Raw genomic sequence first — 26,392 nt, 5'->3', positions numbered from 1 at the left:
GATGCCGCGGGGTATTCCCATTGAAACGGGAAGCGGCGGTCAAGCGCGGCAGACTATCGCACGGGGGGGTGCCGGGCCAAGAGCAACGCCGTATTCGCTCGCGGTTGCTGTGCCTCGCAGTACATCGCTTCCCTGTGGGAGCGCTCTCGAGCGCGGTCTTTACGGAGCTTGTCGCTTGTGTGGCGAGGTAAAGCGTCGCAACGTGGGTGGTGAGGCACAGGAAGCCGGGGTCACCCACATCGCGGCCACGTCGGGCGGTCGCTGCGCGACCCGGGTGGCCGGGCGGGGCTTCGTGAGCGGGCTTCCTGCCCGCGCACGAAGGAAGGGGCGTCCTGCCCCTTCCCCTGCGGGCCTTGTCCGCCCGACCACCCTCGCCCTCCTACCGGCCACGACGTGGGTGGCCCCGGCTTCCTTCCGAACAGTGAGGGTGGTTTCGTTGAGAGCCACGCATAGCGCGAGGGCTGTTCGCTTCGCCTCGTAAGAGCCGTCGCCCGCCAGCGCTTCGGCAGGTCGTGTGTAGGAGTGCTCTTGAGCGCGGTGGTCTCAGGGCCGCACGAAGGGCTGAATCACCGTTATCGACCTGCACCAAGAGCGGTAAAGTGTGCGCCATGTCCCCGCACACCTGTGCGCTATGTCCCCGGTCCATACACCTGCGCAGGAATGACGGTGAGGGGTAAGGGTGGTGCGAGGGAACATCGGCGGTTCGCTTTGCTCGTCACACCCATACCCTCACCGCTCGGTGGAACCGGCCGGCCCCCTCGCCGGGCCCGGTAGGAGGGCGCGGGTGGACTGGCGGATAAGGCCCCGAAGGGGGAAGGGGCAGGACGCCCCTTCCTTCGTGCGCGGGCAGGAAGCCCGCTCACGAAGCCCCGCCAGTCCACCCGCGTCGCGCAGCGACCGCCCGACGTGGGCCCGGCGAGGGGGCCGGCCGGTTCCCCGCGACGACGCCCCGAATTGCGACGCTCTTCTAGTGCAAGCCGGTCAAACACGCCGAAAAGCGCAACTGCTCAAATCAGGGACAACGCCCGTCCTGCCCAGACCCGACAGCCCGCGCAACCTGCGCAATCTGCCCGGCTACCTGCGCCAACGCACGCTGATGCGCCTGCACCAGATCGGAATACGACGACCCGGCCGGCTCGGATACCCGGGACGCACATGCAACGGAAGCCTTTCCACGCACCGTCCACGCCGCTTCCAACGTCGCCTGGCCGCCCAGCTCCGAGTCGAACCGGCGTACGTCCAGCTTGATCCGGACGATGGACTGACCGGCTCCGCGCGGCAGGCCATTCACGTCATGCGTTCCAAGCATCGAAGACAGATCGGCGGAAAGCGCGCCGCGCACTTCGTCGGCGAGCGGCGACACCCAGCGCTCGCCATCGAGCATCACGACATCGCTCGCGCCCTGCCGCAATATCAGCTGCGGCTGGTCGACCTGCGGAGGAATATCCACCGGCTGCACATCGATCAGGAACGGTGCGGCATTCGCCGTCGCCGCACCGCTTGCCTGCGGCACCAGCGTGTGGAAATGCATCGGCGCGGTGGTCGCACATCCCGCCAGCGTCAACGCCAGCAGCGTCGGCCATGCCAGTGCACGGATCGAATACTTCATGGCTTGCTCCCTTGCCGTGTATCTGCGGGTGGTGCGGGTGGCGCGACCGGTGCCAGTGCCGGCTTTTCATCCGGACGCCGACCGCGGAGCAGCGACTCCGGATGCCGGCTCAGATAGTCGGTAAGCACGCGCAACGAACGCGCGGAACGCTGGAGTTCTTCCATCGTCTGCCCGACGTTCTGCTGCAACGGCGAGTCTTCCGACAGTGCGCTGTTTGCCGTGCCCATGGTCTTCTGCGCCTGTTTCAGCGTTTCTTTCATTTCCGGCGCCAGCTGCTCGTTCACCTGTTTCAGCGTGCCGCTCAGCTCCTTCAGGCTGCTGTCGAGGTTCTGGCCAATGGTGTCGAACGGGACCTTGCTGATCTTGTCGGCAATGGAGGCGAGCTGTTCCTGCAGCTTGTCGAAATCGCCAGCCAGGGTCGGAATTTCCAACGGTTTTCCATTCGGATCGAATGCGACCTTCGGTGCCTTGGGACTGAAGTCCAGCGCGATATAGAGCTGTCCCGTAAGCAGGTTGCCCGTGCGGGCCTGCGCACGCAGGCCGTGCTCGACCAGCTTGCCCATGACCTGGGACATGTCGGCATCGCCACGTGCGGCAGCCTGCGCGCTGAGCTTGTCGAAGGCCGAACCGAGGCGTTGCGGATACAACACCGCACCGACGATGACCGGGAAGCTCTGTTTCTTCTCGTCGTAATCGAGGTTGACCGATACCACGCGGCCAACCTTCACACCGAGGAATTCCACGGGCGCATCGGGTATCAACCCGCGCAACGAGTGTTCGAAGCGGAAACGGACGTAACGGGGATTGCCGTCGGGCGGCAACAACGCGGTGGTCTGGTCGCCGAACAGCGTGAACTCCGCCATTTCATCGGCCGGCGTTTCGTCGCGCGGACCGGGTGGCGCCTGGAACGCGACGCCACCGGCGATCACGGTGGCCAGGGACTGCGTGTTGAGTTTCAGGCCATCGGCACCCAGCGAAACATCCACGCCGCTGGCGTTCCAGAAACGTGTTTCCTTCGTGACGAAGCGATCGTTCGGGCCATCGACGAACAACTGCAACGAGACGCCCTTACCGTCCTTGTCCAGCTGATACGACACGATGCGGCCGACCTGGATGCGGCGGTAGTACACGGGCGACCCGATATCCAGCGAACCCAGATCGGAGGCATGCAGTTCGAAGCGACGGCCGGGCGCGCCATGCGTTACCGCGGGCGGCGTTTCCAGACCGCTGAAGTCGCTTTCGCTTTCCTCGGAATTGCCCGAATCCACACCGATGAAGGCACCGGAGAACAGGGTATCCACGCCCGAGATACCACCCACGCCGACGCGCGGCCGCACTACCCAGTAGCGCGTGCCCTTCGTCGCGAAGCTCTGGGCGTCCTTTTCCAGATCGATGATCGTGGACACATGGCTGCGATCGTGCGCAAGCCGGATCGTGGTGACCTTGCCGATCACCACGTTCTTGTATTTCACCTGGGTCTTGCCGGCCTCGAGGCCTTCGGCGGTCTGGAAGCTGACCGTGATGCGCGGACCGGCGGAAAGCCAGTGGTTGACGATGAGCGAGATGCCCACCAGCGCCGCGATGATCGGCACGAGCCAGACCAGTGAAAAGCCCAGCTTCGAACGGCGCACGGCAGGCTGCGGCAGATCTGGCCCGCTCTTTCCGTTGCCACTTCCCTGGTTGATGTCAGTCATCGGAGTCCCTGTTGTCCCAGATCAGCCGGGGATCGAAGCTCATTGCCGAAAGCATGGTAAGCACGACCACCAGACCGAAGAAGATCACGCCAGGCAGCGGTTCCACGCGGCTCAGCACCTTGAAATGTACCAGCGCGCTCAGCAGCGCCACTACGAATACGTCCAGCATCGACCAGTAACCGACCACCTCGACCAGCCGGAACAGTTTCGCGCGTTGCCGTGCGCCCCACTCACTGGACCGTTGCACTGAAATCAGCAGATAACCCATGACGAGGAACTTCAGCACGGGTACCACGATGCTTGCCGTGAAGACGATGATGGCCAGGTCCGGAGAACCCGCGCGCCAAAGTTCGACCACGCCGCTGAGGATCGTATTGTCGTCGCGCGTGAACAGACTCTGCGTCCGCATGATCGGAAAGATATTGGCCGGCAGATACAGCAGCAGTGCCGCGATCAACAGCGCCCAGGTACGCGCCAGACTGTCGCGCTTGCGCCGGTGCAACCCGGCACCGCAACGCGGACAACGCGCGTGCGGATCGTCGCTTGCCTGACTGACCTGACGGCAGACATGACAGCCGACGATACCCAACTCGTCGGCGCGGGGAAGCGCGCTCATGCCGGTGTCTCCCGCGTCACGTTCCACAGTTCGCGCGGATCGTGGCTGGCGAAAATAGTGATCAACACGGTCAGCACCGCGAAGGACCAGATACCCGCGCCCGGAATCACGTCGAAATAGGTCGACGCCTTTACCACGGCAACCAGCACGCCGAGCATGAAGACCTCGATCATGCTCCAGGGTTTGACGTAGTGAAGGGCGACCATGGCGCGAGCGAAACCGGGCGCGCGACGACCGTCGCGGGCGAACCAGAGTACCCAGCCGAAAATCAGTATCTGCGACAGCGGGAAAAAGAACAGCGTCATCACGGTAAGCACCGAGACGACCTGCGAGTCGTCGTTCCACATCGCGATCACCGCGCCCCAGAGCGTGGTGTCGCTGCTCATGCCGCTGAGCCCCAGCGATACGATAGGCGTGGCATTGGCGATAACGAACACGATCAGCGCCGCGAGTATCAGTGCGAACTGCCCGTCCAGACCGATCCACTGGTGCCGCTCAAGCACCGCGCCGCATTTGACGCAGCAGGACACCTGCCCACGCGTGAGCACCTCCCGCCGGTAGACGGTGTCGCAGTGTTCGCAGACGATCAGGTCCTGAGCCGTTTCCATACATTCCCGCTATCGGGCCGTTCTGGCCGACCGCATATGATCGCATGAGGTGTAAACGACGTGCGATGAACGGCCGCCAAAGCCCGGCGCGCCGGGCACGCCAGCCTTGATATGCTGCCCGCCGCCCCGATTCATACGCCCTATCGTTTCCTTAAGTTCTCAGGAGTTGCCGTGAGCACCGTCCCGCCCAGCCAGCCGCATGTCTTCGATGCCACGGTCGCCAATTTCGAAACCGAGGTACTGAAGGCCTCGCTCACCACCCCGGTCCTGGTCGATCTGTGGGCCGGATGGTGCGAGCCGTGCAAGACACTGGGCCCGATCCTCGAAAAGCTGGCCGCCGAGTACAACGGTGCTTTCCGCCTCGCCAAGGTCGACGTCGAAGCCGAGCAGCAACTCGCCGCCATGTTCGGCGTACGCAGCATTCCCACCGTCGTCCTGGTGAAAGACGGTCAGGTGCTGGACGGTTTCGCAGGCGCGATGCCGGAAGGCCAGATACGCGAATTCCTGGCCCGGCACGTGCAGCCGGCCGCCGGCGAGCCCACCGAAGATGCGGCGCCCGAGGTCGAGGAATCGGCCGAGGACGCGCTCAACCGGATCCAGCAGGCCATCGCCGCCGAACCGGACCGGGCGGAACTGAAGCTGGATCTGGCCCTCGCACTGATGCGCGCCGGTAAGGTCGAACCCGCCCAGGCCGAACTCGACGCCCTGCCCGCCAATCTTGCCACCGACGCCCGCGCCGTCCGCCTGCGCAGCCAGCTCGACCTGGCCCGTTCGCTGGAAGGCGCACCGTCGATGGCCGAACTGCGGGCACGCATCGACACTAACGACGCCGACTGGGAAGCTCGCGACCTGCTCGGCGTGCGTTTGCTGGTCGAAGGCGATGCCGCCGCCGGCCTCGACCAGTTCCTGGACATCCTGAAGCGCCAGCGCGACTGGAACGAGGGCCGTGCGAAGAAGCGCCTGCTCGCCGCGTTCGCGACGATCGACGATGCCGTGCTTGTCAGTCAGTATCGCCGCCGGATGTCTTCGCTGGTTTTCTGAGCGCCCACGCAAACGGCACCCCGGCGGTCGATTCGTCGACCGTCGGCGAGTTATCGCGGACTCAGGGGCAGACCATCACCGGTACGGGCGACTCGCGCAGGACGCGCACGATGTTGGCACCCAACGACGTGCCCAGCATGTGCGGTCCGCTGCGACGGCCCATAACGATCAGGTCGCATCCGCATTCTCTCTGGGTTTCGACGATGGCCTGCGCGGGATGCCCCGAGTAGGCGATACGTGTTTCGCAGGCTACGCCGGCCTCACTCGCGAGCCGCCGCACGGCGTCGACGCAATGCTCAGCCTGCGCGATCAGATCGAAATCGTATGCGACTTCCGCCATCGCCATGGCCGCCGCCATGCGGCCGCCCCGGAAAGGAACGGTCGCGTGCATCGCCAGCACGGTAGCGCCACAGACACGGGCCAGATCGACCGCGATCCTGACGGCGCGCGCACCTTCGATGGATCCATCGGTGGGTATCAGGATATGTCGGAACATCGTGAAAACCTTCCCCCGGTTGCTCACTTCCGGTATACGCCGGACCGCCGCGAATCTATTGATCGAAGTCAAATCGGGGCTGGCGCGAACGCGCCAAAGTAGGGACGACTTCCGGACCCGCCACCATGCCGACCTCGATGCTTCCCGCCGCTCCGATCATGGTGCCGACCGACGGCACGGAGGCGTCGGCGCGCGCTATCGACATGGGCTTGTCGCTCGCCAGGATCATGAACACGCATGTCGTCTTCTTCCATGCCCTGCCGCCGCTGGCGACGGTGGAACTGATGGCCGACACCCTCCAGGGGTCCGAGCCCGGACACGCTGCCGCGATGGCGAAACGCGGCAGGCAGATGCTCGCGTCGGCGTGCTCCCGGGCGAGCGAATCCGGCGTCCCGGCCGCCGCGGACCAGGTCGTGGACAGGAGGCCGGACTGCGCGATCCTCCGCGCATGCGCGAAGCACGGCTGCGGCATGATCGTCATGGCCTCGCACATGCTCGCGGAAAGCTATTCGGCGTTCCATCCCAGTTGCTCGAGAAAGGTACTCCGGGCAGCCGGCGTCCCGGTACTGATCTGCAAATAGAGCAAATAAAGCCTTAACGCCGCGTCCCCGCGACGGTGCTACCGTCGGGCTGCAGCCCGATAGCTGAGGTATTTCGATTCCCATACCGGGATCAGACCATGCAGCAAGCCGCCACGACAGCCGAGCGCGGAAAGCTACGTTGTAGCTGCGGCGCCTGCGCGCCCCATATATGCAGCATTCCCGCCGGGCTCGACGCAAGCGATCTCATTCGTCTCGACGCCAACGTGCGCGACAAGCGTGTCCTCGAACGCGGCAAGACGCTGTTCCGCCAGGGCGACGCATTCCATTCGCTGTATGTCGTTCGCGCGGGCTCGCTGAAAACCTTCGCGGAAGCCGCCGACGGCGACGTCCAGGTTCTGGGATTCCATTTCGCAGGCGAACTGGCGGGCATCGACGCGCTTGCGGACGAGCGCCACCAGTGCACCGCCGAAGCACTCGAACACACCCTTGTATGCGAGCTGCCCTATGCCCGGTTGCAGCGGATCGCCCAGGACATTCCGTCGCTGCAACATCAGTTCGTGCGCATCGTCAGCAGCGAGATCGTCGCCTGCCAGGCCCACGTGGTCATGATGGGCAAGCATCAGGCACTGGAACGGCTGGCGATCTTCCTGAGCAGCCTCGCCGAACGAAACGGACGTCTTTCCCGCGATACCGAATCGCTTGTGTTGACCATGTCGCGCCAGGACATCGCCAGCTATCTCGGACTGGTCATCGAGACCGTGAGCCGTCTGTTCGCGCGCATGGAGCAGGACGGAATACTCGAAGTGGACCGCAAGTCCATAAGAATCGTCCGCCCCGACCGGCTTGCCACGCTATGCGGCAACGCGGTCAAACCTTCCGCCCTCCGGTACGACAGCCACATCGCCTGAGAGACGTTATCGTGTCGCTGGTGTTTCGACCGGACGGACGGCCACGTCGCCTTTCTTGATAAAGAAGGTCGCCGTGGCGGTCGCAACGACGTTGTCCTCGCTATCGCGCAGGACCCCGGAAGTAAAGGCGACCGATGCGGTCATGTGTTCGACCTTGCCTACCCCCGTGATCCTTCCGGGTCGGGCAGGTCTCAGGTAGCTGGTCTTCGATTCGATCGTCACGGCGACCGTGTCGGGTGCTATCTGCAAGTAGAGCGCGGGCCCCATCGCGTCGTCGAGCATCGCCGAAAGGATGCCGCCTTGTACGTAGCCCATGGCGTTGGTGAAATCCCCGCCATGGGCGAACAGCACATGCGCCTCCTTCGTTTCGTCGAAGTAATCGACGAACGTCCATCCAAGTGCGGCGGCGGCCCTCGGCACACCGAGTTCGCCACGGATTACTTTCCAGAACAGCGAATTCTCGTTCACGGATGCGCCCTCCCGTCAGGCCCGGTAAAGAGTCGAAGCCAGCATCAGCACCATGCCCATCGTAAATAGCGCGACAATCGCAGCAGCCACCCACACCGGCGTGGAAGCTCCCGTACTGGCTCGAATACGCATCGTTACCATGAACGGCGGAATGGCCACGAGCAGGCCCAGACATTGAAGAGCAAGCAGTGACGTCAACCCGCCCTCAGCAAAGAACGTGACGTAAATCCCACAGAATCCCGCGAATGCAGTGGCCAGATAGGCCCAGCCCAGGAGTCGGATCAATGCAAGAAGCAGCGTGCGCATGCGTTCGTCGATATCGCGCCACGAACGACCGGTGGCACCGCTGTGCCAGGGCAAGAATTCGGACCTGCCCAGGTAAAGCACCGCGAACCTCGTCACGATCAGAAAGCCTGCCGTGTAACTCACGAAGGCCAATACAGAATATAGGTTCAATGACAGCTCCCCGCGCGGCCGAAGTCATCGACGAGACCGGCTTATTCGCAGCTGTATCGTCGTTGCGACAGACATTCCTCCGCCCACGACACGGACGTCAATAGAGCTTTGGACGTAGGCGCATCTATACTCCGGGGCCATGAACCCGCGTGCGGATGTCGCACGGACCGCCAGCAAAGGGACCCCGTTGAAACCAAATACCTTCCGGCGCCTGCTGAATCTGTGGCCTCCCTTCTTCTTCAACGCGATCCGCGTTCAGTCGATTTCCGACGACTGGAGCGACCTGCGCGTCGTACTGCGTCTACGGCCGTGGAACCGCAATTACGTCCGAAGCCAGTTCGGCGGCAATCTGTTTGCCATGACCGACCCGTTCTGGATGCTGCTGGCCATGCACCAGCTCGGCAACGACTACTTCGTCTGGGATAAGGCGGGCGCCATCGAATTCGTGGCGCCGGGTCGCGAAGACGTCTACGCGCACTTCGTGCTCTCGCGTGCCACCGTGGACGAACTGCGCGCGGAAGCGGCAGACGGCGGGAAGGTGCTGCGCTGGTTCGACGTGGATGTGACGACGAAGTCGGGCGAGGTGATCGCGAAGGTCCGCAAGCAGCTTTACGTACGCCTGAAGCCTTCGCGACGCCAGCCGGCTCCCTAAGCGCCAGATAAGGCACCGATCGCATGCTCGTCGTTCCTCAACGACGTTCAGGCGGTAGCTCATGCGCACACTTCGTCAGCATTTCGTTCCCGCCTGCCTGTTGTTGGCGGGTCTCGCGCCATTGCCCGCCGCCGCGGCGGGAACCACGATCGGCTACGCCGTGCTGTCGCGCATGCAGATCGGCGGCGAAGGCGGTTGGGATTACCTGGCGTTCGATGGCGCCGCGCGGCGCCTTTACATCAGCCGGGGCGATCGCGTCGTCGCGGTCGATGTCGATGGCCAGACCCAGGCCGGCGTCATTCCGGATACGACGGGCGTGCACGGCATCGCTGTCGCGAACGATCTCGGACAGGGCTTCACCAGCAACGGCAAAGCCAATTCCGTCACCGTGTTCGACCTTCGCACCCTCAAGACGCTCGCCACGATCGTCGGCACGGGCGACAACCCCGACGCCATCGCCTACGACCCGGCCACGCACCAGGTATTCACCCTGAACGGCAAGAGCCGCAACGCCAGCGTGATCGACGCAAAGCGACGACGCGTCACCGCCACCATCGCTCTTCCCGGGAAACCCGAGTTCGCCGTCACGGACGGTGATCATCTTTACGTGAACATCGAAGACACCGCGCAACTAGTGGACATCGATATTGCCAAGCGGGCGGTGTCTCACACATGGACGCTTGGAAATTGCGAATCGCCCAGCGGCCTGACGATCGACAAAGCGCATCACCGGCTGTTTTCCGTATGCGAAAACCGCATGATGACGGTCGTGGATTCGACCAGCGGACGCGTGGTAGCCAGCGTGCCGATCGGTGACGGACCGGATGCCGTCGCGTTCGATCCCGCCGAAGGCAACATCTACACGTCGAACGGCGGCAGCGGCGATATCTCCGTCGTGCACGAGGACGATCCGGACCACTATTCCGCCGTAGCGACAATCCCCACGCAGCCGGGCGCACGCACGCTTGCGCTGGACTCGAAACTTCACCGGCTGTACCTGTCGGCCGCGACGCGCGACCCGGCGAGCGTCGCCGGTAAAAGACCAACCTGGGTACCGGGAAGCTTTACGCTCCTGACAGTCGGCAAGCCCTGACCGCCGCCTTATCGCTGTAGGAGCGGTCAAGCCCGCTCCTACATTAAAAAACCTTAGGAATTGCGGCCCGTTTCGAACAGGAACCACACGCGGCGCTCGGCCTCGTCGATCCAGTTCTCCAGCAGGCTCGCGGTCGCCACATCGCCGTATTCGTCGCACAGGCCATGCGTTTCGCGCATGAAAGCCGCCAGACGCATATTGTCTTCGCGCAGTTCGGCCAGCATGTCACCCGGCGTCACGAAATCCGCATCGTTGTCGGACAGGCGCTGCAAGCGGCTGGCATGGCCAACCGAACGCAACGTGGTGCCGCCGATCTTGCGTACACGCTCGGCCACATCGTCGACGATGGCATAGATCTGGTCGGACTGGTCGTCCAGCAGCAGGTGCAGGTCGCGGAAATTCGGACCGGACATGTGCCAATGGAAATTCTTGGTCTTGAAGTAAAGCGCGAAGACATCCGCGAGCAACGCGTTGAGGCCGGCGGAGATATCGCGGGTCGCATCCGCGCCCAGACCGCTGGGCGTACGCAGGTCGGCCTTGCGACGGCTCTTGATATCGGGACTCAATGCCGCTTTCGCCTGCACGGCTTTCGCTTTGGCCTTCGGCTTATCTTTGACTTTCGTTTTCACATTCGATCCTTTGACGTGCGGAGGGTCTGCCTAGCATGCACCCGGAAGGGTACCGCGTGCTTGTCGAAAACAGCTTCGCGCGACGAATGTCACCGGCGCGTAAAGCGGGCCTATCCTTCCAGCCGTCGTGAAAAAAAATCGCATCGTTCCCTACAATGGTCCCCGGCTCCCTCCCCGGACGGCATCATGGCCTCGCTGCGCATCAAACGTTATCTCTTCACCGGCCTGCTGACGGTGCTCCCGCTATGGGTGACCTGGCTGGTCTTCAGTTTCGTCCTCAGCCTGCTGGCCGGAATCGGTGCGCCGCTGGTCGGTCTGTTCCTGCAAACAGCGGGCCCCACCGCCGAGCGCAGCCCCTCGTGGCTGGTCTTTATCCTTGCGCTGGCCCTGACCCTGGGCGTGCTCTATTTCGTCGGCTTCCTGGCCCACCGCGTACTCGGCGCGCGGCTACTGTCCGGATTCGACGCCGTACTGGCGCGTATCCCGCTGGTGCAGACGATTTACGGCGGCACCAAGAAACTGATGGCCGTGCTGCAGAACAAGCCGTCGGGCGTGCAGCGTGTTGTGCTGGTCGAATTCCCGCGCGCCGGCATGAAGGTGGTCGGATTCGTCACCCGGACCATGCTCGAGGACGGGACGGGGCGGGAAATGGCCGCCGTATTTATTCCGACCACACCGAACCCCACGGGTGGCTATCTCGAAATCGTTCCGCTGGACGAGCTCACGCCGACGGACTGGACGATGGACCAGGCCATGGCTTTCATCATTTCCGGCGGTGCCGTCGCCCCGGATACCCTGCCCGCTTCACGCATCGCCCACTGACCGGATCGACCCATGCGCCGTCTCTTCCTTTTCTCCCTGCTTGCGGTGACTTCGATGACTCTCGATGCAAAGGACAGCTGGACCACGCCCGCCGAAGCGTCCGCGTTCCGCACGACGCCCAGTTATGACGAAACGCTCGCCTATCTGCGGCGCCTGGTGCAAGCGGCGCCGGATCGTCTTCGTCTCGAACAGTTCGGCACGACGCCGGAGGGACGGCCGATGATGATCGTGGTCGCCGGCGAGAATGGCGACCTGACCCCGGACCGTGCTCGCTCCGCCGGGAAACCGGTCGTACTTCTGCAAGCTGGCATCCATCCCGGCGAGATCGAAGGCAAGGACGCGGGATTGATGCTGCTTCGCGACTACGCGGTCACGGGCAAGCTGCCGCACCTGCTCGATCACGCGGTGCTGGTGTTCATTCCCGTTTTCAGCGTCGATGGCCACGAGAACAGCAGCCCCTACCATCGCATCAACCAGAACGGCCCCGAGAGCATGGGCTTCCGCGGACAGTCGCAATACCTCAACCTCAATCGCGACTACGTCAAAGCCGATGCCCCCGAAATGCGCGCGTGGCTGAAGCTGTGGAACACGTGGACGCCCGACCTGCTCGTCGATATCCACACCACCGACGGCGCCGACTACCAGTACGACCTCACCTGGTACGCGGAAGACGCGCACAAGCTGCCGCCATCGATCGCGGCATGGCAGAAAGCCGCGTATGACGGTTACGTCATGCCGCACTACGAAAAGCTCGGACACCTCGCCGCGATATACCTCGAATTCAAGGATGGCCGCGACATGACGAAAGGCATCCAGAATTTCGGCTCGGGGCCCCGCTTCTCGACCGGCTATGCGGCCATACAGAACCGCGCGGGCCTGCTGATCGAGACTCATATGCTTAAGCCGTACGACGTGCGCGTTCGCGCCACGTACGACGTGGTGCGAACCGTCCTCGACTATGTCAGCTCGCAACCGGCCGCCCTGCTCGATGCGTCGCGCGGCGCCGATGCCTGGATCGTGAAGCAGACCCGATTGCCCGTGACGTATAAAGCGTCGCCCGAATCCACGCCTTTCGTACTCAAGGGCGTGGCTTTCACGCAGGAACACAGCGATATCTCCGGCGACACCTGGGTTCGCTACGACCCGAAAGTCCGGAAGGACTATCCGATCCAGAACTGGAATGCGCTGGCGCCGGATCAGTCGGTGAACGTGCCGGGGGCCTACGTCATTCCCGCGCAGTGGACCGACGCCATCGAACGCCTGGATGCGCATGGCGTCCGCTATACCCGCACGACCGCACCGACGAAGATCGAGGTCACGCGTTATCAGCTGGACGACCCCCTGTGGGCATCGAAGCCGTTCGAGCGGCATCTGATGTTGCGCGACGTCAAGCAGCGCGAGGTTCATGACACCGTGACCGTTCCCGTCGGCAGCGTCGTCGTGCCGATGGACCAGCGCGCGGCCAACGTCGCGATCAATCTGCTCGAACCGCAGGCACCCGATTCGCTGCTGCGCTGGGGCTATTTCAACGCGGTGTTCGAGCCGAAGGAATATGGCGAACCGCGTGTGGTGGAAGCACTCGCGCGCGACATGCTGGCGAAGGACCCGGGCTTGCGGCGCGAGTTCGACGAACGCGTGAAGAACGATCCCGCGTTCGCCGCAAGCGCTTCGGCACGGTTGATGTTCTTCTTCCAGCGGTCGCCGTGGTATTCGGCGCAGGGGGTTGGGGCGTATCCGGTGTTGAAGGTGGCAGTCGGGGCGCTGAAAGATCTGCGCTAAACGACCAGGCATGCCGACCGCCACCTGCTATCCGTGGCTCCTGCGCAGGGGCGGCGGTGAGGAGGATGGAGCGGCGCAACGTTGGCCCCGCCCCCACCCATGACTTTCGTCACCCCCATCCCTCCACGGCGCCAACACACGTTATCCTCGGGAAGTTACCGATCTCGCCCACGGGCGATGCCACCAACAGAGGGACATCCATGACCAAGCAGTTTCTGAAGCCGCTCGCGTTTGCGGTCGGCCTTGCGCTCACCGCCAGCGCTTGCAGCAAGCATAACGACGCGGACACCGCCGTCCCGGGCGGCAACCAGCCCGCCCCGAGCGCTACCGCTCCGGCTCCGGCCTCGACGACGGCCGCTGCCGCCAAGGCGCCCTCGTTCGATGTTGCCGACATCGACACCAACGTCGACGCCTGCGGCGACTTCAACGGCTTCGTCAACGCCAAGTGGGTGGCCGCCAACCCGATTCCCGAAGATCGCACCCGCTGGGGCGCCTTCGACAAGCTGGCCGAAAACAGCCTCAACACCCAGCACGACATCGTCGACGAGATGAACAAGGGTGCCGACAGCGCCAAGGCCGGCACGATCGAACAGAAGATCGGCCTGCTGTATCGCTCGGGCATGGACGAGGCCGCTATCGAAACCGCCGGCGCTACGCCGCTGAAGCCCGAACTCGACAAGATCGCCGCGCTCAAGACCAGCGCCGACGTCGTCGATTTCCTTGACTCGAGTTTCGCCGACGGCAATGGCTATGTCTTCAGCTTCAGCTCCGGTGCGGACTACCAGAACGCGAAGATCCAGATCGGCTACGCGCAGCAGGACGGCCTCGGCCTCCCGACCAAGGATTACTACACGGACCCGAAGAACGCGGAAATCCGTAAGTCCTACGTCGAATACGTCGCCAAGACCCTGACCCTCGGCGGCGTGCCCGAAGCCGATGCGAAGAAGCAGGCCGACGACGTCATGAAATTCGAAACGACGCTGGCCGCGGCATCGCTCGCACCGGTCGAGCTGCGTACGCCGGAAAACCAGTACCACTTCGTGACCGTGGCCCAGGCCGACAAGGTCATGCCGCACTTCAAGTGGGAAAAATTCTTCGAAACCCAGGGCGTCACGGTCGACAAGGGCTTCTCGCTCTCGCAGCCGAAGTTCTTCGCGCAGGTCGACAAGATGCTGGCCTCCACGCCGGTTTCGCAGTGGCAGGCCTACCTGCGCTTCCACGCGATCGACAGCTCGTCGCCGTACCTGTCCAAGACCTTCCAGGACAACAAGTTCGACTTCTATGGCAAGACCCTCGCCGGTCAGCCGCAGCAGAAGCCGCGCTGGAAGCGCGTGCTCGGCTCGGTCAACGGCAGCATGGGCGAAGCGCTCGGCCAGCTCTACGTGGCCAAGGTCTTCAAGCCGGAAGCCAAGCAGCGTGCGAACGAACTGGTCGACAACGTGCGCAATGCCCTCAAGGCACGCATTGAAAACCTCGACTGGATGAGCCCCGAGACGAAGGAAAAGGCCGTCGCCAAGTGGAACACCTTCCTGCCCAAGATCGGCTATCCCGACAAGTGGCGCGACTGGTCCGGCCTCGACGTGAAGGGTGACAACTACTACGCCAACGTCCAGGCAGCGTCGAAGTTCAACTATCACTACGACATCGCCAAGATCGGCAAGCCGACCGATCGCCTCGACTGGGGCATGACGCCGCAGACGGTCAACGCGTACTACAACCCGACCGACAACACGATCAACTTCCCGGCCGCCATCCTGCAGCCGCCGTTCTTCGATGCCAATGGCGACGACGCCATCAACTACGGCGGCATCGGTGCCGTCATCGGTCACGAAGCCAGCCACGGCTTCGACGACGAAGGCAGCAAGTTCGACGGCGAAGGCAATAACAAGGACTGGTGGACCAAGGACGATGCCAAGAAGTTCGAGGAGCGCACCGCGCGCCTCGTCAACCAGTTCAACGAATACGCGCCGATCAAGGATAAGCCGGACCTGCACGTCAACGGCAAGCTCACCCTGGGTGAGAACATCGCCGATCTGGGCGGCCTGAACGTCGCTTACGACGCCCTGCAGGAAGCGCTGAAGAAGAACCCGACCGAAGCGCAGGCAAAGATCGACGGTTACACGCAGGACCAGCGCTTCTTCCTGAACTGGGCTCGCGTGTGGCGCGGCAGCGTTCGCGAAAAGCAGGCGATGCTGTACCTCAACACCGACCCGCACGCACCGGCCTCGCTGCGCGCCATCGGCGCTCCGTCGAACATGGAATCGTTCGCCACGGCGTTCCAGTGCAAGCCCGGCGCCAACATGGTCCGTGCCGGCGAGAAGCAGGTAAAGATCTGGTAATACCTTTCCCGTAACAGGAATGAAGAAACGCCACGCGAAAGCGTGGCGTTTTTTTTGGGGCCCGCCATCCACCCACCTACAGGTCGGCTCCGAATCCATTGCACGGCCCTCTTCTTTTCGTAACAGATTGCGAATCATTCTCACTTACTGTAACTTTACCGTTATGCCCGGCCCTGCCGTGGCACCAGGGAACACCAGCGCAATACCCGCCCCCGGCCACCCACCGGGACGGTTCCGCGCGGCCTGAAAAACCTATTCGTAAATACACAAGGAAAGCCCGATGTCTTCCAACGCGTTCGTCACGTCGACGGCGACCTCCCCCCGGCGCCTCGTCGCCAGCGCTCTCGGCCTCGTCCTCGCGACATCCGCCGCGCATGCCGCCGATGTCGCGACACCGCCGCCGAAGGGCGACAAAGATGCCAAGAGCGCGGAAACGCTGGAAAGCGTCAAGGTCCAGTCCACCGTCGTCAATTCGAGCTCGCCGAAGTTCACCGCTCCGCTGCTGGATACCCCCCGCTCGGTCACCGTCATTCCGCAGGAAATCATCCAGCAGAGCGCATCGATGTCGCTCCAGGATGTGCTGCGCACCGTTCCAGGCATCACCTTTGGCGCAGGCGAAGGCGGCAATCCGAACGGCGACCGCCCGATCATTCGCGGCTTCGATTCCGAAAGCTCGATCTTCGTCGACGGCGTGCGCAGCTCCGGCTCGCAGCAGCGCGAAATCTTCGACATCGAGCAGGTCGAAGTCATCAAGGGCCCCAGCTCCGCCTATACGGGTCGTGGCTCCGTGGGTGGCAGCATCAATCTGGTGTCGAAAGCGCCGAAGGCCGAAAACTTCGTCAGCGGCACGGTCGGCCTGGGTACGGACAGCTACAAACGCGGCACCGCCGACTGGAACCAGCTGATCGGTTCGGACTCCGCCTTCCGCCTGAACGTCATGGCCCACGACGCGGATGTCCCGGGACGTAACGGTCCGGACCAGAGCCGCTGGGGCATCGCCCCCTCGATCACCTTCGGCCTGCACGCCGATACCAGCGTCACGCTGAGCTATTACCACCTGCAGTCCGACGACACGCCGGACAGCGGCATTCCGTACAACAACCCGAACAACGCGCCCAACCGCAGCGGCAGCCCGATCCACGTGCCGCGCGGTACGTACTACGGCTTGCTCGATCGCGATTTCCAGAAACAGAAAAACGATATCGGCCAGATCCTGGTCAAACACGACTTCGGCGATGGTTGGCAACTGCGCAATACCACGGTGTATGCCCGCTCCACGAACGACTACATCTGGACACAGCCCGACGACAGCCAGGGCAACTTCCTGGTCAACGGCGGTATCTGGCGCCGTAACAACAACCGCATCAGCGACACGACCAACGTGACGAACCAGACGGACCTCACGGGTACGTTCGAAACCGGTTCGGTCAAGCACACGCTCGCGGTAGGCGTGGAAATCAGCAACGAGAAGACCAACCGCACCAGCTACCTGGTCGATCCGGCAAAGAACGCCGCCGACACCCACAACAGCGGCTCGATCGTCAACGGCGCCTGCACCAGCAAATACGGTATCGGCGCACCTTCGAACTACTGGTGCGCCCCCGTCGTCAATCCCAATCCGCACGATCCGTGGACCGGTGCGATCGTCGGCGGACAAAACCCCGCGCGCATCACAACGAATACGCGCTCCGCGTGGGCGTTCGACACGATGGAACTCAACGACATGTGGTCGCTGAATCTCGGCACGCGTTTCGACAGCTTCGAAACGAAGTCGACCGCGCTGACCACCACGACGAACGTCACCACGGTCGCCAGGAACGATTCGAACTTCTGGAACTACCAGGCTGGCGTCGTATTCAAGCCCGCCGCCAACGGCAGCATCTACGCGTCGTACGGCACGTCGTCGAATCCGCCCGGCGTGGATGCCGGTGACGGTGCCGATGGCATCGCCGTCACGAACAGCGCGTTGAAGCCGGAAAGCAGCCGCAACCTCGAAGTCGGTACGAAGTGGGACGTTCTCGAGCAGCGCGTGTCGCTGACCGGTGCGATCTTCCGCACCGAAAAGACGAATGCGCGCGTCGCCACCGGCGGCCGCGGCAGCACGCAGATCAACGCGGGCAAGCAGCGCGTCGACGGTATCGAAATCGGTGCAAGCGGCAATATCACCGAACAGTGGAATGTCTTCGCCGGCTACACCTACCTCAACAGCAAGCTGGTCCAGCCGGCGCCGGCCGATATCGCCAGCAAAGGCAACCAGTTCCCGAATACGCCCAAGAACAGCTTCACGCTGTGGACCAGCTACGCCATCACCCCGCGGCTCACCGTCGGCGGCGGCGCGTATGCCATGGACAAGGTCTACGGCAACACCGCGAACACCAAATGGGTTCCCGGCTATACGCGTTTCGACCTGATGGCATCGTACGTCGTCAATCGCAACGTAACGCTGCAGCTGAACGTACAGAACCTCACGAACAAGTACTATTTCGACAAGGCCTACGCCGCGCACTACGCGAACGTAGCACCGGGTCGGGTTGGCATCCTCAGCGCCAACTTCAAGTTCTGATGCACAACGTACCTCCCCGCGCTCGCGGGGAGGTACTTACAGGCCAGTTCGCATGCTTCTGCACATTCCCGAAGTCCTGACCGCAGCCGAAGTCGCGACGGTACGCCGGCGACTTTCCGAAGCGAACTGGGCGGATGGCCGCATCACGGCGGGCTATCGGTCCGCCACGGCCAAGAACAATGCCCAGCTTCCCGAGAACGATCCGCTCGCCATCGAACTCGGCGACGCGCTACTCCAGACACTTTCGGCCAATACGACGTTCTTCGCGGCGGCATTGCCGAAACGCATCTACCCTCCCCTGTTCAATCGTTACGATGGCGGCCAGTCGTTCGGCTTCCACGTGGACAACGCCGTTCGCTACGATCGCCGGATATCCCCGCCGGGGGCCGTGCGCACGGATCTTTCGGCCACGTTGTTCCTCGCCGATCCGGATACTTACGACGGTGGCGAACTCGTCATCGAAGACACTTTCGGCACGCATTCGGTAAAGCTGCCAGCCGGTCATCTGGTGCTTTATCCCGGAAGCAGCCTGCACAAGGTTCTGCCTGTCACGCGTGGAGAGCGCGTAGCCTCGTTCTTCTGGATACAGAGCCTGGTGCGCGACGACGGCCATCGACGCCTGCTGTTCGATCTCGACGTGTCGATCCAGTCCCTTACGGCATCGGGCGCCGATGCATCCGCCCTGCTTCAGCTGACCGGCGTGTATCACAACCTTTTGCGACAATGGGCCGAGACCTGATGCCCTTCGATCCATCCGAACTGGCCAGTCGCTTCGACGAATCGCCGGAAGCCGCTTTCGCCTACGTCGCGGAACTGGCACGCACCGGCGACGCTGCGGCACAGACCATCGCTGGCCAGATGTATCTCGACGGCAATGGCTGCGAAAAAGCGCCCACCGAGGCGCTGTACTGGTTTCAGCAGGCCGCCCATCGGCACTCGCCGATGGCGATGAACATGCTCGGTCGCTGTTACGAGAACGGCTGGGGTAACGCGGTCGACTACGATCTGGCGGCGGTCTGGTTCCGACGCGCCGCCGACACCGGCCTGGACTGGGCCGTTTACAACTACGCGCACCTGCTGGCGAACGGCCGCGGCATGGCACAGGACCGCGCCGCGGCGTTCGTGTGGTTCAGCCGTGCCGTGGATATGGGCCATGCGCGGGCTATGAACTTCCTCGCCCAGTACTACGAAAATGGCTGGGAAACGCCGCGCGATCCCGACAAGGCCATGGCGCTCTACCGATGCTCCGCCGAAGCGGGCGACTATCGCGGCGAATGCAGCTGGGCTTCGGTGCTTGCCACGCAAGGCCGCGTCGACGAAGCGGAAACCTTCCTGCGTAGCGCGATTCCCAAAGCGCCGTCCTATTTCCTGGACGCACTCGCCGATGCGCTGGCCCGGTCCCCGTATCCCCGGCTGCGATCGCTTCTGACCCGCCCTCGTCCTTAAGGCGCCCCTAAGCCTCGTACCGAACAATACTTGCGCAACGTGCGCGTATTGGCGTTGCCCGAACGATGCCACGCAGTGGCTAACCTTCCATGGTGCGACGTGGGCAAAGAGGTCGAGGAGCTGACCGTGCATATCATCGTCATCGAAGACGATGCTCAGCTGGGTGCGGCGATAAAACGTGCCCTCGAGCAGCTTTCGTACGCGGTCACCTGGCTGCGTACCGGACCCGAGGGCCTCGAAGCCCTGAAGGGCGAAACCGCCGATCTGGTATTGCTTGACTTTGGGCTGCCCGGAAAAGACGGCCTCGATGTCCTGATCGAAGCACGTCGACTCCGCGTCACGACGCCCATCATTGTCATGACCGCACGGGAGTCCGTCGAGGCACGCATTCGCGGTCTCGATGCCGGTGCGGACGACTATCTCGTCAAGCCGTTTCATCTGGACGAGCTGGCGGCAAGAATACGTTCGCTCACCCGCCGCGCGCACGGCCTTGCCGACAATTGCCTGGAAGCGGGCGCGCTCGAACTCAATCTGAGTACGTTCGAGGTCAGCTATCGTCAAGAACGTGTGGAACTGACGCGCCGCGAATTTTCGCTGCTCCAGATTCTGATGGAACGGACCGGCAGGATCGTCCGCAGGGAAACGCTGGAACGGTCGCTCTACGGCATCGACAACACGCTCAGTCCCAATGCGCTCGAAGTCCTCGTGCACGCGCTAAGGCGAAAGCTCAGCCATGAAGCGATCCAGACCGTGCGCGGATTCGGCTACATGGTTCCCCGCGATCCACGATAAGCACGCTTATTGCGCGACACCTGCGTAGTGTCGCTCTCAATGAAACTTTCTTCATCGACCGGAAGGACCCCACCACCCACGCCGCGGCCAGCGGGAGGACGAGGGTGATCGGGCGGGCAAGGCCCCGCCGGGGGAAGGGGCAGGACGCCTGCTCACGAAGCCCAGCCCGGCCGCCGGGGTCGCGCAGCGAGGAAGCCGACATTTCCAGCGAAGCCGGTTAAACAGCACTGCCAAATCCGCATCGATCCAAAGAGAGTCCTAAGCAAACGCCATTAAGGTCGGTAACCTCCGCCACTGCAAGGAGGGGCGCGTGGCGCCTCCTGTGTCTCCGAACCGTCACATACATGCTTGCAGACTTTCCCTGACGTTTGCCGCGTGTATCGCGAGCCTGGGCGGCTGTGCCACGTACAAGCCCCTGCCGCTGCCGTCCACCGCGACGCTGCCGTCCGATCCGGCCGCACTGCACGGCGCGGCGCAAACGTCCGAACCTCTTACGATCGCGGACGTGGAACGCCTCGTTCTGCTGAATAGCCCCGAGCTTGTCTCCGCACGCTCGCAACGCGGCATCGCCCAGGCGCAGATGCTTCAGGACGGCTTGCTACCCAATCCGTCCGTCAATGCGGGTATCGGTTATCTCCTCTCCGGCGTCGGCGACTCGACGGCATGGACGGCGGGAATCAGCCAGGACATCAAATCGCTCATTACATTGGCGCCGCGTCGGGAAGCCGCCCGAGCGAACGCCGCGAAGGTCGACGCCAGTCTCCTCTGGCAGGAATGGCAGACGGTCGCGAAAGCGCGACTGCTGGTCGTCGACATCGTCGAAGGCGAACGGCTTCTCGATGTGCAGACCACCACGCTCGCACTCCTCGATACACGCGGTGCGCGCGTACGCCAGGCCGTTGCCGATGGAAACGCGGAACTCGCTACCGCGACACCCGCACTGGCCGCGGCGGCGGATGCGCGCGTGGCGCACGACGAACTCGATCGCAAGCTGAAGGCACAAAGACGCGATCTGAATACCTTGCTCGGCATCAGTTCGAAAACTGTCCTTCCGCTCGCGCCCCTTCCCTCCATGACTACACTGGATGCCGGCAAGGTACGCGCCGACCTGTCGACCCTCGCGCAGCGACGTCCGGATCTCGTGGCGCTCAGACTGGGATATACCGCGCAGGAAGCGACGCTGCGCGCAGCCGTCCTCGCGCAGTTCCCCGTGCTGTCCATCGGTTACAGCGCTTCGCAGGACAATAGCCGCGTGCGCAACGGCGGGCCGACGGTGACATTCGATCTGCCTGTATTCGATCGCAACCAGCATGTCATCGCGGTCGAGTCGGCAACGCGCCAGCAGTTGCACGACGAGTACACCGCCAGACTGGCGACATCCACCGACGAGGTCGATGCGCTGCTCGATGCGCAACAGACCTTTTCCGGTCAGCTCGCCGCAGGTGTCGCCGCGTTGCCCGAGGCGGAGCGGACGGACGAACGCGCCAGACAGGCTTTCGACGCAGGGCTTATGGATATGCGTGCTTATGTAGACCTTGCGGTGGCTTCGCTCGCGCGTCGCACCGCTGTCATTACGCTCGAACAGGCGATGCTCGAACAGCGCGTTGCGCTCGACACCCTGATCGGTACCGGCATGCCGGCGACCTTGCCACGGGATGTAACCCAACCATGAATGCGTTTCTCAAGTCAGCGGCATGCTGCGTAGCCGTCGGCGCCCTTGGCGCATGCAGCGCCGGTAACGCCGACTCCGGCGCCACGGCGGAGCCAAGTGCACTCGTGCAGGTTAAGCCAGCGGTACAAGGCGATTTGCCCGATGTCGTCACCGCGTATGGCATCGCGACGGCCGCGGCGGACGCCGTCATTACCCTGAACGTGCAGGCACAGGGCTCGCTTACCCGTATCGATGCCATACCCGGTCAGGCGGTCAAACGGGGACAGCGTCTGCTTGTCTTCACCCTCGCCGCGCCAGCGATGGCGACGTTGCGGCAGGCGCGAACCGCGCTCGACGTCGCGAACGCGCAGCACCAGCATACGGCTCAGTTGTTCGCGCAGCAGTTGGCAACGAAGGATCAGCTCGCGCAAGCCGTCAAGGCCGCCGACGACGCGCGTTCCGCACTGGACGCACTGCCGTCTGCCTCGGCGCCGGATGGAACGATAAACATCGTTGCGCCTTTCGATGGCGTGGTGACGGCTTTCGGCGCGACGGCGGGCGATACCGTGCAGCCGGGTGCGGCACTCGTATCGCTGGGTCGAAGCGATCGTCTCAGCGTCATCGCGGGCATCGAAGCGAATGCCATGAATCGGGTGAAGGCGGGAAACGCGGTCAGGATGTCGCCACTGGACGACGGGAAAGACGTGTCGGGGGCGGTGCGTCGCGTTGCCTCGTCGCTCGACCCGAAAACGCATCAGGCCGCAGCGGAAATCGTGCCGGAAGGGCAGCCCGTCGCCGGCATGACGTATCGCGCGGCCATCACGGTCGGGGTGTGGCACGGCTGGTTGCTGCCGCGTGAGGCAGTCATTGGCGAGGGAGCCGATGCGCATATTTTCCAGACCGACAAAGGCAAGGCGGTGAGCGTGCCCGTCGCGGTGCTGGGCGAGCACGACGATATGACGGCCGTATCGGGTCCGGTCCAGCCGGATCGACCGGTCGTCACGGTCGGTGCGGCGCAGCTGGAAAACGACATGCAGGTTCGTTCCGGTAACGCCCCGGCGGCCCGATGAATAGCCCGTCCTTCTTCGAACGCCACGCGCGCACGCTCGTTCTGTTCGCGATCGCACTCGCGACCGCGGGTCTTTTCAGCGCGACGTCCCTGCCGGTCGGCCTGTTCCCGCAGGTATCTTTCCCCCGCATCGTGGTGGACCTGGACGCGGGCGACCGTCCCGCGGACCAGACGGCGCTACTGGTTACGCGTCCGGTGGAAGAAGCGATCCGGACCGTACCCGGCGTGATCGCCCTTCGCTCCGAAAGCACGCGCGGCTCGTCGCAGGTCTCGATCGATTTCGGTTGGGGACGCGACATGACTGCCGCGACGCTTCTGGTCGACTCCGCCATCGCGCGAGCGCTGACGACGCTTCCCGCCGGAACGACCTATAACGTACGGCGCATGGATCCGACGGTCTTCCCCATCGTCTCCTATGCACTGCATTCCGACCGACTCTCGCCGGTGGAACTCAGGGACTTTGCCGCGTACCGGGTCGTGCCGTTACTGGCGTCGGTACCCGGACTGGCACGCGTGGACGTGCAAGGCGGCGAAACGGCGGAAGTCCAGGTGGAAGTCGACCCAAGGCGGCTTGCCGCGCACGGCGTGACGCTCGACGACGTGGTCGCCGCCATATCGGGTGCGAACACGCTGCAGGCGGTAGGACACGTACAGGACAAGAGCAAGCTCTATCTGGTCGTGACCGACCATTCCCTCCACGGCGTCGATACGCTGCGCAAGACCATCGTCAGGAACGACGGCGGCGGCTGGGCGAAGCTCGACGATATCGCCAGCGTGCACGACGGTTATGTGCCGCAATGGGTCAAGGTCGCCGAAGACGGACGACCCGCGGTCCTGTTCAACGTCTACGAGCAGCCGGACGGCAATGCGGTCGATGTCGCCGCGCAGGTACGCCAGCGCCTTGCGGGCCTGGCATTGCCGCCGGGCGTCACGCTGAAGAACTGGTACGACCAGAGCGAACTGGTCCTCGAATCGGCGGCCAGCGTGCGCGACGCCGTCATCATCGGACTGTTGCTGGCCGGCGTGGTGCTCTGGCTGTTCCTGCGCAGCATGCGCGTCATGCTGGTGGCACTGGTGGTCGTTCCCGCCACACTCGCCATCACCGTCCTCCTGCTCCGCGCGATGGGCATGAGTTTCAACATCATGACGCTCGGCGGTATCGCGGCGGCGGTCGGACTCGTGATCGACGATGTCATCGTGATGATCGAACACATCGCGAGACGCGCCGGCGCGACACGCGAAGGTAGCAACGAGGTCGTCGGCGCGTCCGGCATTTTTCCGGCCGCGCGCGAATTCTTTGCCCCGCTGTCGGGCTCCAGCATGGCGACGCTTATCGTGTTCGTCCCGCTCGGTTTTCTCGATGGCGTGACGGGCGCTTTCTCCAAGGCGCTTTCCATCACCATGGCATGCGCACTCATCGTGTCGTGGCTGATGACCGCGCTGCTCGTCCCCGTGCTGGCAAGGCGCTTCATCGACTTCACCCAATGGCAGGACCCGGGCGAACGCGAGGGCGGCCGACTGAAGCAAGTCCATGGTTGGCTTTACGACGGCCTGTCGAAACGGCCCTACCTCCTCGCTCTGTTTATGTTGCCTTTGCTCGGCGCGGGTTATCTGGCGTATCAAAAAGTGCCTACGGGTTTCATGCCGGAAGTCGACGAAAGCGGCTTCGTGATGGACTACTACACCGCACCCGGTACGTCGCTTCCGGAATCGGCACGGCAGATTTCGGAAGTCGAATCGATCCTTCGGAAAACTCCCGAGGTAGACACGTTCTCGCGTCGCCTGGGCACCGGCCTCGGCGGCGATCTCGGCCAGTCCTATCACGGCGACTTCTTCGTGAAGCTCAAGGCGGATCACAAGCGCCCCACCGCCGATGTCATGAACGATGTGCGCGATCGCATCGAAAGCGATGTCCCCGGCGTGCAGATCGAACTCGCACAATTGATGGAAGATCTCATCGGCGATCTGACGGCCGTGCCCCAGCCGATCGAAGTAAAGCTCTACGGTGTCGATCCCACCGTTCTGGACAATCAGGCCGAACGTGTCGCGCAGGCTTTATCGTCCATACCCAATGTCGTCGAGGTAAAGAGCGGCGTCCGTCTGGCCGGCGATGCACTCGATGTGCGTATCGATACGGAAAAGACCGCACTGGAAGGCGTTACCGCCGCCGCGGTCAGTCAGGCTGTCGACGCCGCACTCAACGGCGTGATCGCAACCGCCTTGCCGCAGATAACGAAAAGCGTCGGCGTGCGCGTATCCATGCCCGGCGCAAGGCAATGGCGCGTCCCTCAGCTGGAAGAACTCCCGATACGTGCTCCCGATGGCCACCTGTTTCCTCTGAGCCGCGTAGCAACCGTCGTGCCCGTGGCGGGCCAGCCGCAGATCACACGCGAAGACCTCCAGCCCATGGTGGCCGTCACGGCGCGCATCGACAGCGGCGGTATCGGCGCCGCCGTGGCGAAGGTGCAGGCGGCACTCGCCAAACCCGGCTTGCTCGATGCCGGCGTCCGCTACGAACTGGGCGGGCTGTACCAACAGCAGCAAGTGGCGTTCGCGGGCCTGAGCAAAGTATTCGCCGCCGCGCTCGTGGCGGAGTTCATTCTGCTGATGGTGCTTTACGGGCGGGTACGTCTGTCGCTGATCGCGATCGGCGGATCGCTCTTTTCGGCGACGGGCGTTTTCATCGCCCTGTGGCTTTCGGGTGTCGATCTGAACATCACCGCCATGATGGGCCTGACGATGATCGTCGGCATCGGGACGGAGATGGCGATCTTCTCCATCTCCGAATACGTCTCCTTGTGCCGCACGATGCCGGAACACGAGGCATTGCGCGCGGCAAGCCAGGATCGCCTGCGTCCGATCACGATGACCACGCTGGCCGCCATCCTGACCCTGCTGCCATTGGCTCTCGCGATAGGTCGTGGCTCGGGCATCCAGCAACCGCTGGCTATCGCGATCGTCGCCGGTCTGCTGGTGCAGTATCCGACGGTGCTTCTGGTGATGCCGGTCGTGATCGGTATAACGAATCGTCGGTCGCGGAAGGCAGCGCAGGCTTAACGACATCATGCGGTGGTGAGACCGGAAGCTCCCTCCATCGTCTTTTTTTCTGCGCAGGCACG

General features: G+C 63.5%; 23 protein-coding genes. 15 read left to right on the top strand and 8 right to left on the bottom strand.

The genetic code is table 11. From position 1 onward, the window contains the following. Positions 1-1,012 precede the first annotated feature (1,012 nt). The 4 genes from AC3IR3_RS05635 to AC3IR3_RS05620 are packed head-to-tail and all read right to left on the bottom strand — an operon-like array spanning position 1,013 to position 4,527. On the bottom strand, positions 1,013-1,609 hold the full coding sequence (locus tag AC3IR3_RS05635) for a PqiC family protein (protein WP_489195991.1): 597 nt from the start codon (positions 1,607-1,609) through the stop codon (positions 1,013-1,015). Then, complete coding sequence (locus tag AC3IR3_RS05630; protein WP_489195990.1) at positions 1,606-3,303, bottom strand: PqiB family protein; 1,698 nt, start codon at positions 3,301-3,303, stop codon at positions 1,606-1,608. Before AC3IR3_RS05630 ends, AC3IR3_RS05635 begins: the two co-directional genes overlap by 4 nt. Further along, complete coding sequence (locus AC3IR3_RS05625; RefSeq protein ID WP_132147295.1) at positions 3,296-3,919, bottom strand: paraquat-inducible protein A; 624 nt, start codon at positions 3,917-3,919, stop codon at positions 3,296-3,298. Before AC3IR3_RS05625 ends, AC3IR3_RS05630 begins: the two co-directional genes overlap by 8 nt. Beyond that, on the bottom strand, positions 3,916-4,527 hold the full coding sequence (locus AC3IR3_RS05620; RefSeq protein WP_489195989.1) for a paraquat-inducible protein A: 612 nt from the start codon (positions 4,525-4,527) through the stop codon (positions 3,916-3,918). Before AC3IR3_RS05620 ends, AC3IR3_RS05625 begins: the two co-directional genes overlap by 4 nt. 171 nt (positions 4,528-4,698) lie before the next feature. On the opposite strand from AC3IR3_RS05620, the gene trxA reads away from it, so the two are divergent. Then, positions 4,699-5,568: a thioredoxin gene (gene trxA / locus AC3IR3_RS05615; protein ID WP_489195988.1), complete on the top strand. Its 870-nt coding sequence runs from the start codon at positions 4,699-4,701 to the stop codon at positions 5,566-5,568. 61 nt (positions 5,569-5,629) lie between these two features. Here trxA and AC3IR3_RS05610 read toward each other — a convergent pair whose 3' ends face one another. Next, positions 5,630-6,064, bottom strand: coding sequence for a universal stress protein (locus tag AC3IR3_RS05610; RefSeq protein WP_489195987.1), 435 nt, complete (start codon positions 6,062-6,064; stop codon positions 5,630-5,632). Between the two features lie 125 nt (positions 6,065-6,189). On the opposite strand from AC3IR3_RS05610, the gene AC3IR3_RS05605 reads away from it, so the two are divergent. Then, complete coding sequence (locus AC3IR3_RS05605) at positions 6,190-6,645, top strand: universal stress protein (RefSeq protein ID WP_489195986.1); 456 nt, start codon at positions 6,190-6,192, stop codon at positions 6,643-6,645. A 98-nt stretch (positions 6,646-6,743) separates the two neighbouring features. After that, the gene (locus AC3IR3_RS05600; RefSeq protein WP_489195985.1) at positions 6,744-7,514 is read left to right on the top strand and encodes a cyclic nucleotide-binding domain-containing protein; all 771 of its coding nucleotides are present in this window, start codon (positions 6,744-6,746) and stop codon (positions 7,512-7,514) included. Positions 7,515-7,520: 6 nt separating this feature from the next. Here AC3IR3_RS05600 and AC3IR3_RS05595 read toward each other — a convergent pair whose 3' ends face one another. Both AC3IR3_RS05595 and AC3IR3_RS05590 read right to left on the bottom strand, forming a co-directional pair. Continuing rightward, positions 7,521-7,982, bottom strand: coding sequence for a PaaI family thioesterase (locus AC3IR3_RS05595; RefSeq protein WP_489195984.1), 462 nt, complete (start codon positions 7,980-7,982; stop codon positions 7,521-7,523). Between the two features lie 15 nt (positions 7,983-7,997). Next, positions 7,998-8,438, bottom strand: a complete 441-nt coding sequence (locus tag AC3IR3_RS05590) for a hypothetical protein (RefSeq protein ID WP_489195983.1) — start codon at positions 8,436-8,438, stop codon at positions 7,998-8,000. Between the two features lie 187 nt (positions 8,439-8,625). On the opposite strand from AC3IR3_RS05590, the gene AC3IR3_RS05585 reads away from it, so the two are divergent. Together AC3IR3_RS05585 and AC3IR3_RS05580 are read left to right on the top strand one after the other, a co-directional pair. After that, positions 8,626-9,090: a DUF4442 domain-containing protein gene (locus tag AC3IR3_RS05585; RefSeq protein WP_489195982.1), complete on the top strand. Its 465-nt coding sequence runs from the start codon at positions 8,626-8,628 to the stop codon at positions 9,088-9,090. A 61-nt stretch (positions 9,091-9,151) separates the two neighbouring features. Beyond that, a complete protein-coding gene (locus AC3IR3_RS05580) occupies positions 9,152-10,183 on the top strand; it encodes a YncE family protein (RefSeq protein ID WP_489195981.1) in 1,032 nt (343 codons plus the stop codon). 53 nt (positions 10,184-10,236) lie between these two features. Here AC3IR3_RS05580 and AC3IR3_RS05575 read toward each other — a convergent pair whose 3' ends face one another. Next, positions 10,237-10,812 carry a Dps family protein gene (locus AC3IR3_RS05575; RefSeq protein ID WP_243649350.1) on the bottom strand — a complete coding sequence of 192 codons (576 nt, stop codon included), beginning with the start codon at positions 10,810-10,812 and terminating at the stop codon, positions 10,237-10,239. Between the two features lie 186 nt (positions 10,813-10,998). Between AC3IR3_RS05575 and AC3IR3_RS05570 the strand changes: the two genes are divergently transcribed. From AC3IR3_RS05570 to AC3IR3_RS05525, 10 genes are all read left to right on the top strand, one after another. Beyond that, positions 10,999-11,634, top strand: a complete 636-nt coding sequence (locus tag AC3IR3_RS05570; RefSeq protein ID WP_132147269.1) for a DUF502 domain-containing protein — start codon at positions 10,999-11,001, stop codon at positions 11,632-11,634. Positions 11,635-11,646: 12 nt separating this feature from the next. Beyond that, positions 11,647-13,413 carry a M14 family metallopeptidase gene (locus AC3IR3_RS05565; RefSeq protein WP_489195980.1) on the top strand — a complete coding sequence of 589 codons (1,767 nt, stop codon included), beginning with the start codon at positions 11,647-11,649 and terminating at the stop codon, positions 13,411-13,413. Positions 13,414-13,613: 200 nt separating this feature from the next. Then, positions 13,614-15,752, top strand: coding sequence for a M13 family metallopeptidase (locus AC3IR3_RS05560; protein ID WP_489195979.1), 2,139 nt, complete (start codon positions 13,614-13,616; stop codon positions 15,750-15,752). Between the two features lie 280 nt (positions 15,753-16,032). Next, the gene (locus AC3IR3_RS05555; RefSeq protein ID WP_489195978.1) at positions 16,033-18,315 is read left to right on the top strand and encodes a TonB-dependent receptor; all 2,283 of its coding nucleotides are present in this window, start codon (positions 16,033-16,035) and stop codon (positions 18,313-18,315) included. Positions 18,316-18,367: 52 nt separating this feature from the next. Continuing rightward, the gene (locus AC3IR3_RS05550; RefSeq protein ID WP_489195977.1) at positions 18,368-19,054 is read left to right on the top strand and encodes a Fe2+-dependent dioxygenase; all 687 of its coding nucleotides are present in this window, start codon (positions 18,368-18,370) and stop codon (positions 19,052-19,054) included. After that, positions 19,054-19,761 carry a tetratricopeptide repeat protein gene (locus AC3IR3_RS05545; RefSeq protein ID WP_489195976.1) on the top strand — a complete coding sequence of 236 codons (708 nt, stop codon included), beginning with the start codon at positions 19,054-19,056 and terminating at the stop codon, positions 19,759-19,761. The genes AC3IR3_RS05550 and AC3IR3_RS05545 overlap by 1 nt, the downstream gene beginning before the upstream one ends. A 126-nt stretch (positions 19,762-19,887) precedes the next feature. Continuing rightward, complete coding sequence (locus tag AC3IR3_RS05540; RefSeq protein WP_489196889.1) at positions 19,888-20,553, top strand: response regulator; 666 nt, start codon at positions 19,888-19,890, stop codon at positions 20,551-20,553. A gap of 310 nt (positions 20,554-20,863) precedes the next feature. Further along, entirely contained in the window at positions 20,864-22,225 is a 1,362-nt protein-coding gene (locus tag AC3IR3_RS05535; RefSeq protein WP_489195975.1) for a TolC family protein, read from the top strand. Next, positions 22,222-23,274, top strand: a complete 1,053-nt coding sequence (locus AC3IR3_RS05530) for an efflux RND transporter periplasmic adaptor subunit (protein WP_489195974.1) — start codon at positions 22,222-22,224, stop codon at positions 23,272-23,274. Before AC3IR3_RS05535 ends, AC3IR3_RS05530 begins: the two co-directional genes overlap by 4 nt. Continuing rightward, positions 23,271-26,330: an efflux RND transporter permease subunit gene (locus tag AC3IR3_RS05525; protein ID WP_489195973.1), complete on the top strand. Its 3,060-nt coding sequence runs from the start codon at positions 23,271-23,273 to the stop codon at positions 26,328-26,330. The genes AC3IR3_RS05530 and AC3IR3_RS05525 overlap by 4 nt, the downstream gene beginning before the upstream one ends. The last annotated feature ends 62 nt before the right edge of the window (positions 26,331-26,392 follow it).

It is taken from the genome of Luteibacter sp. GL_149, from assembly GCF_057834065.1.
The sequence above is the reverse complement of the archived record's forward strand: the minus strand, read 5'-3'. Positions and strand labels throughout refer to the sequence as shown.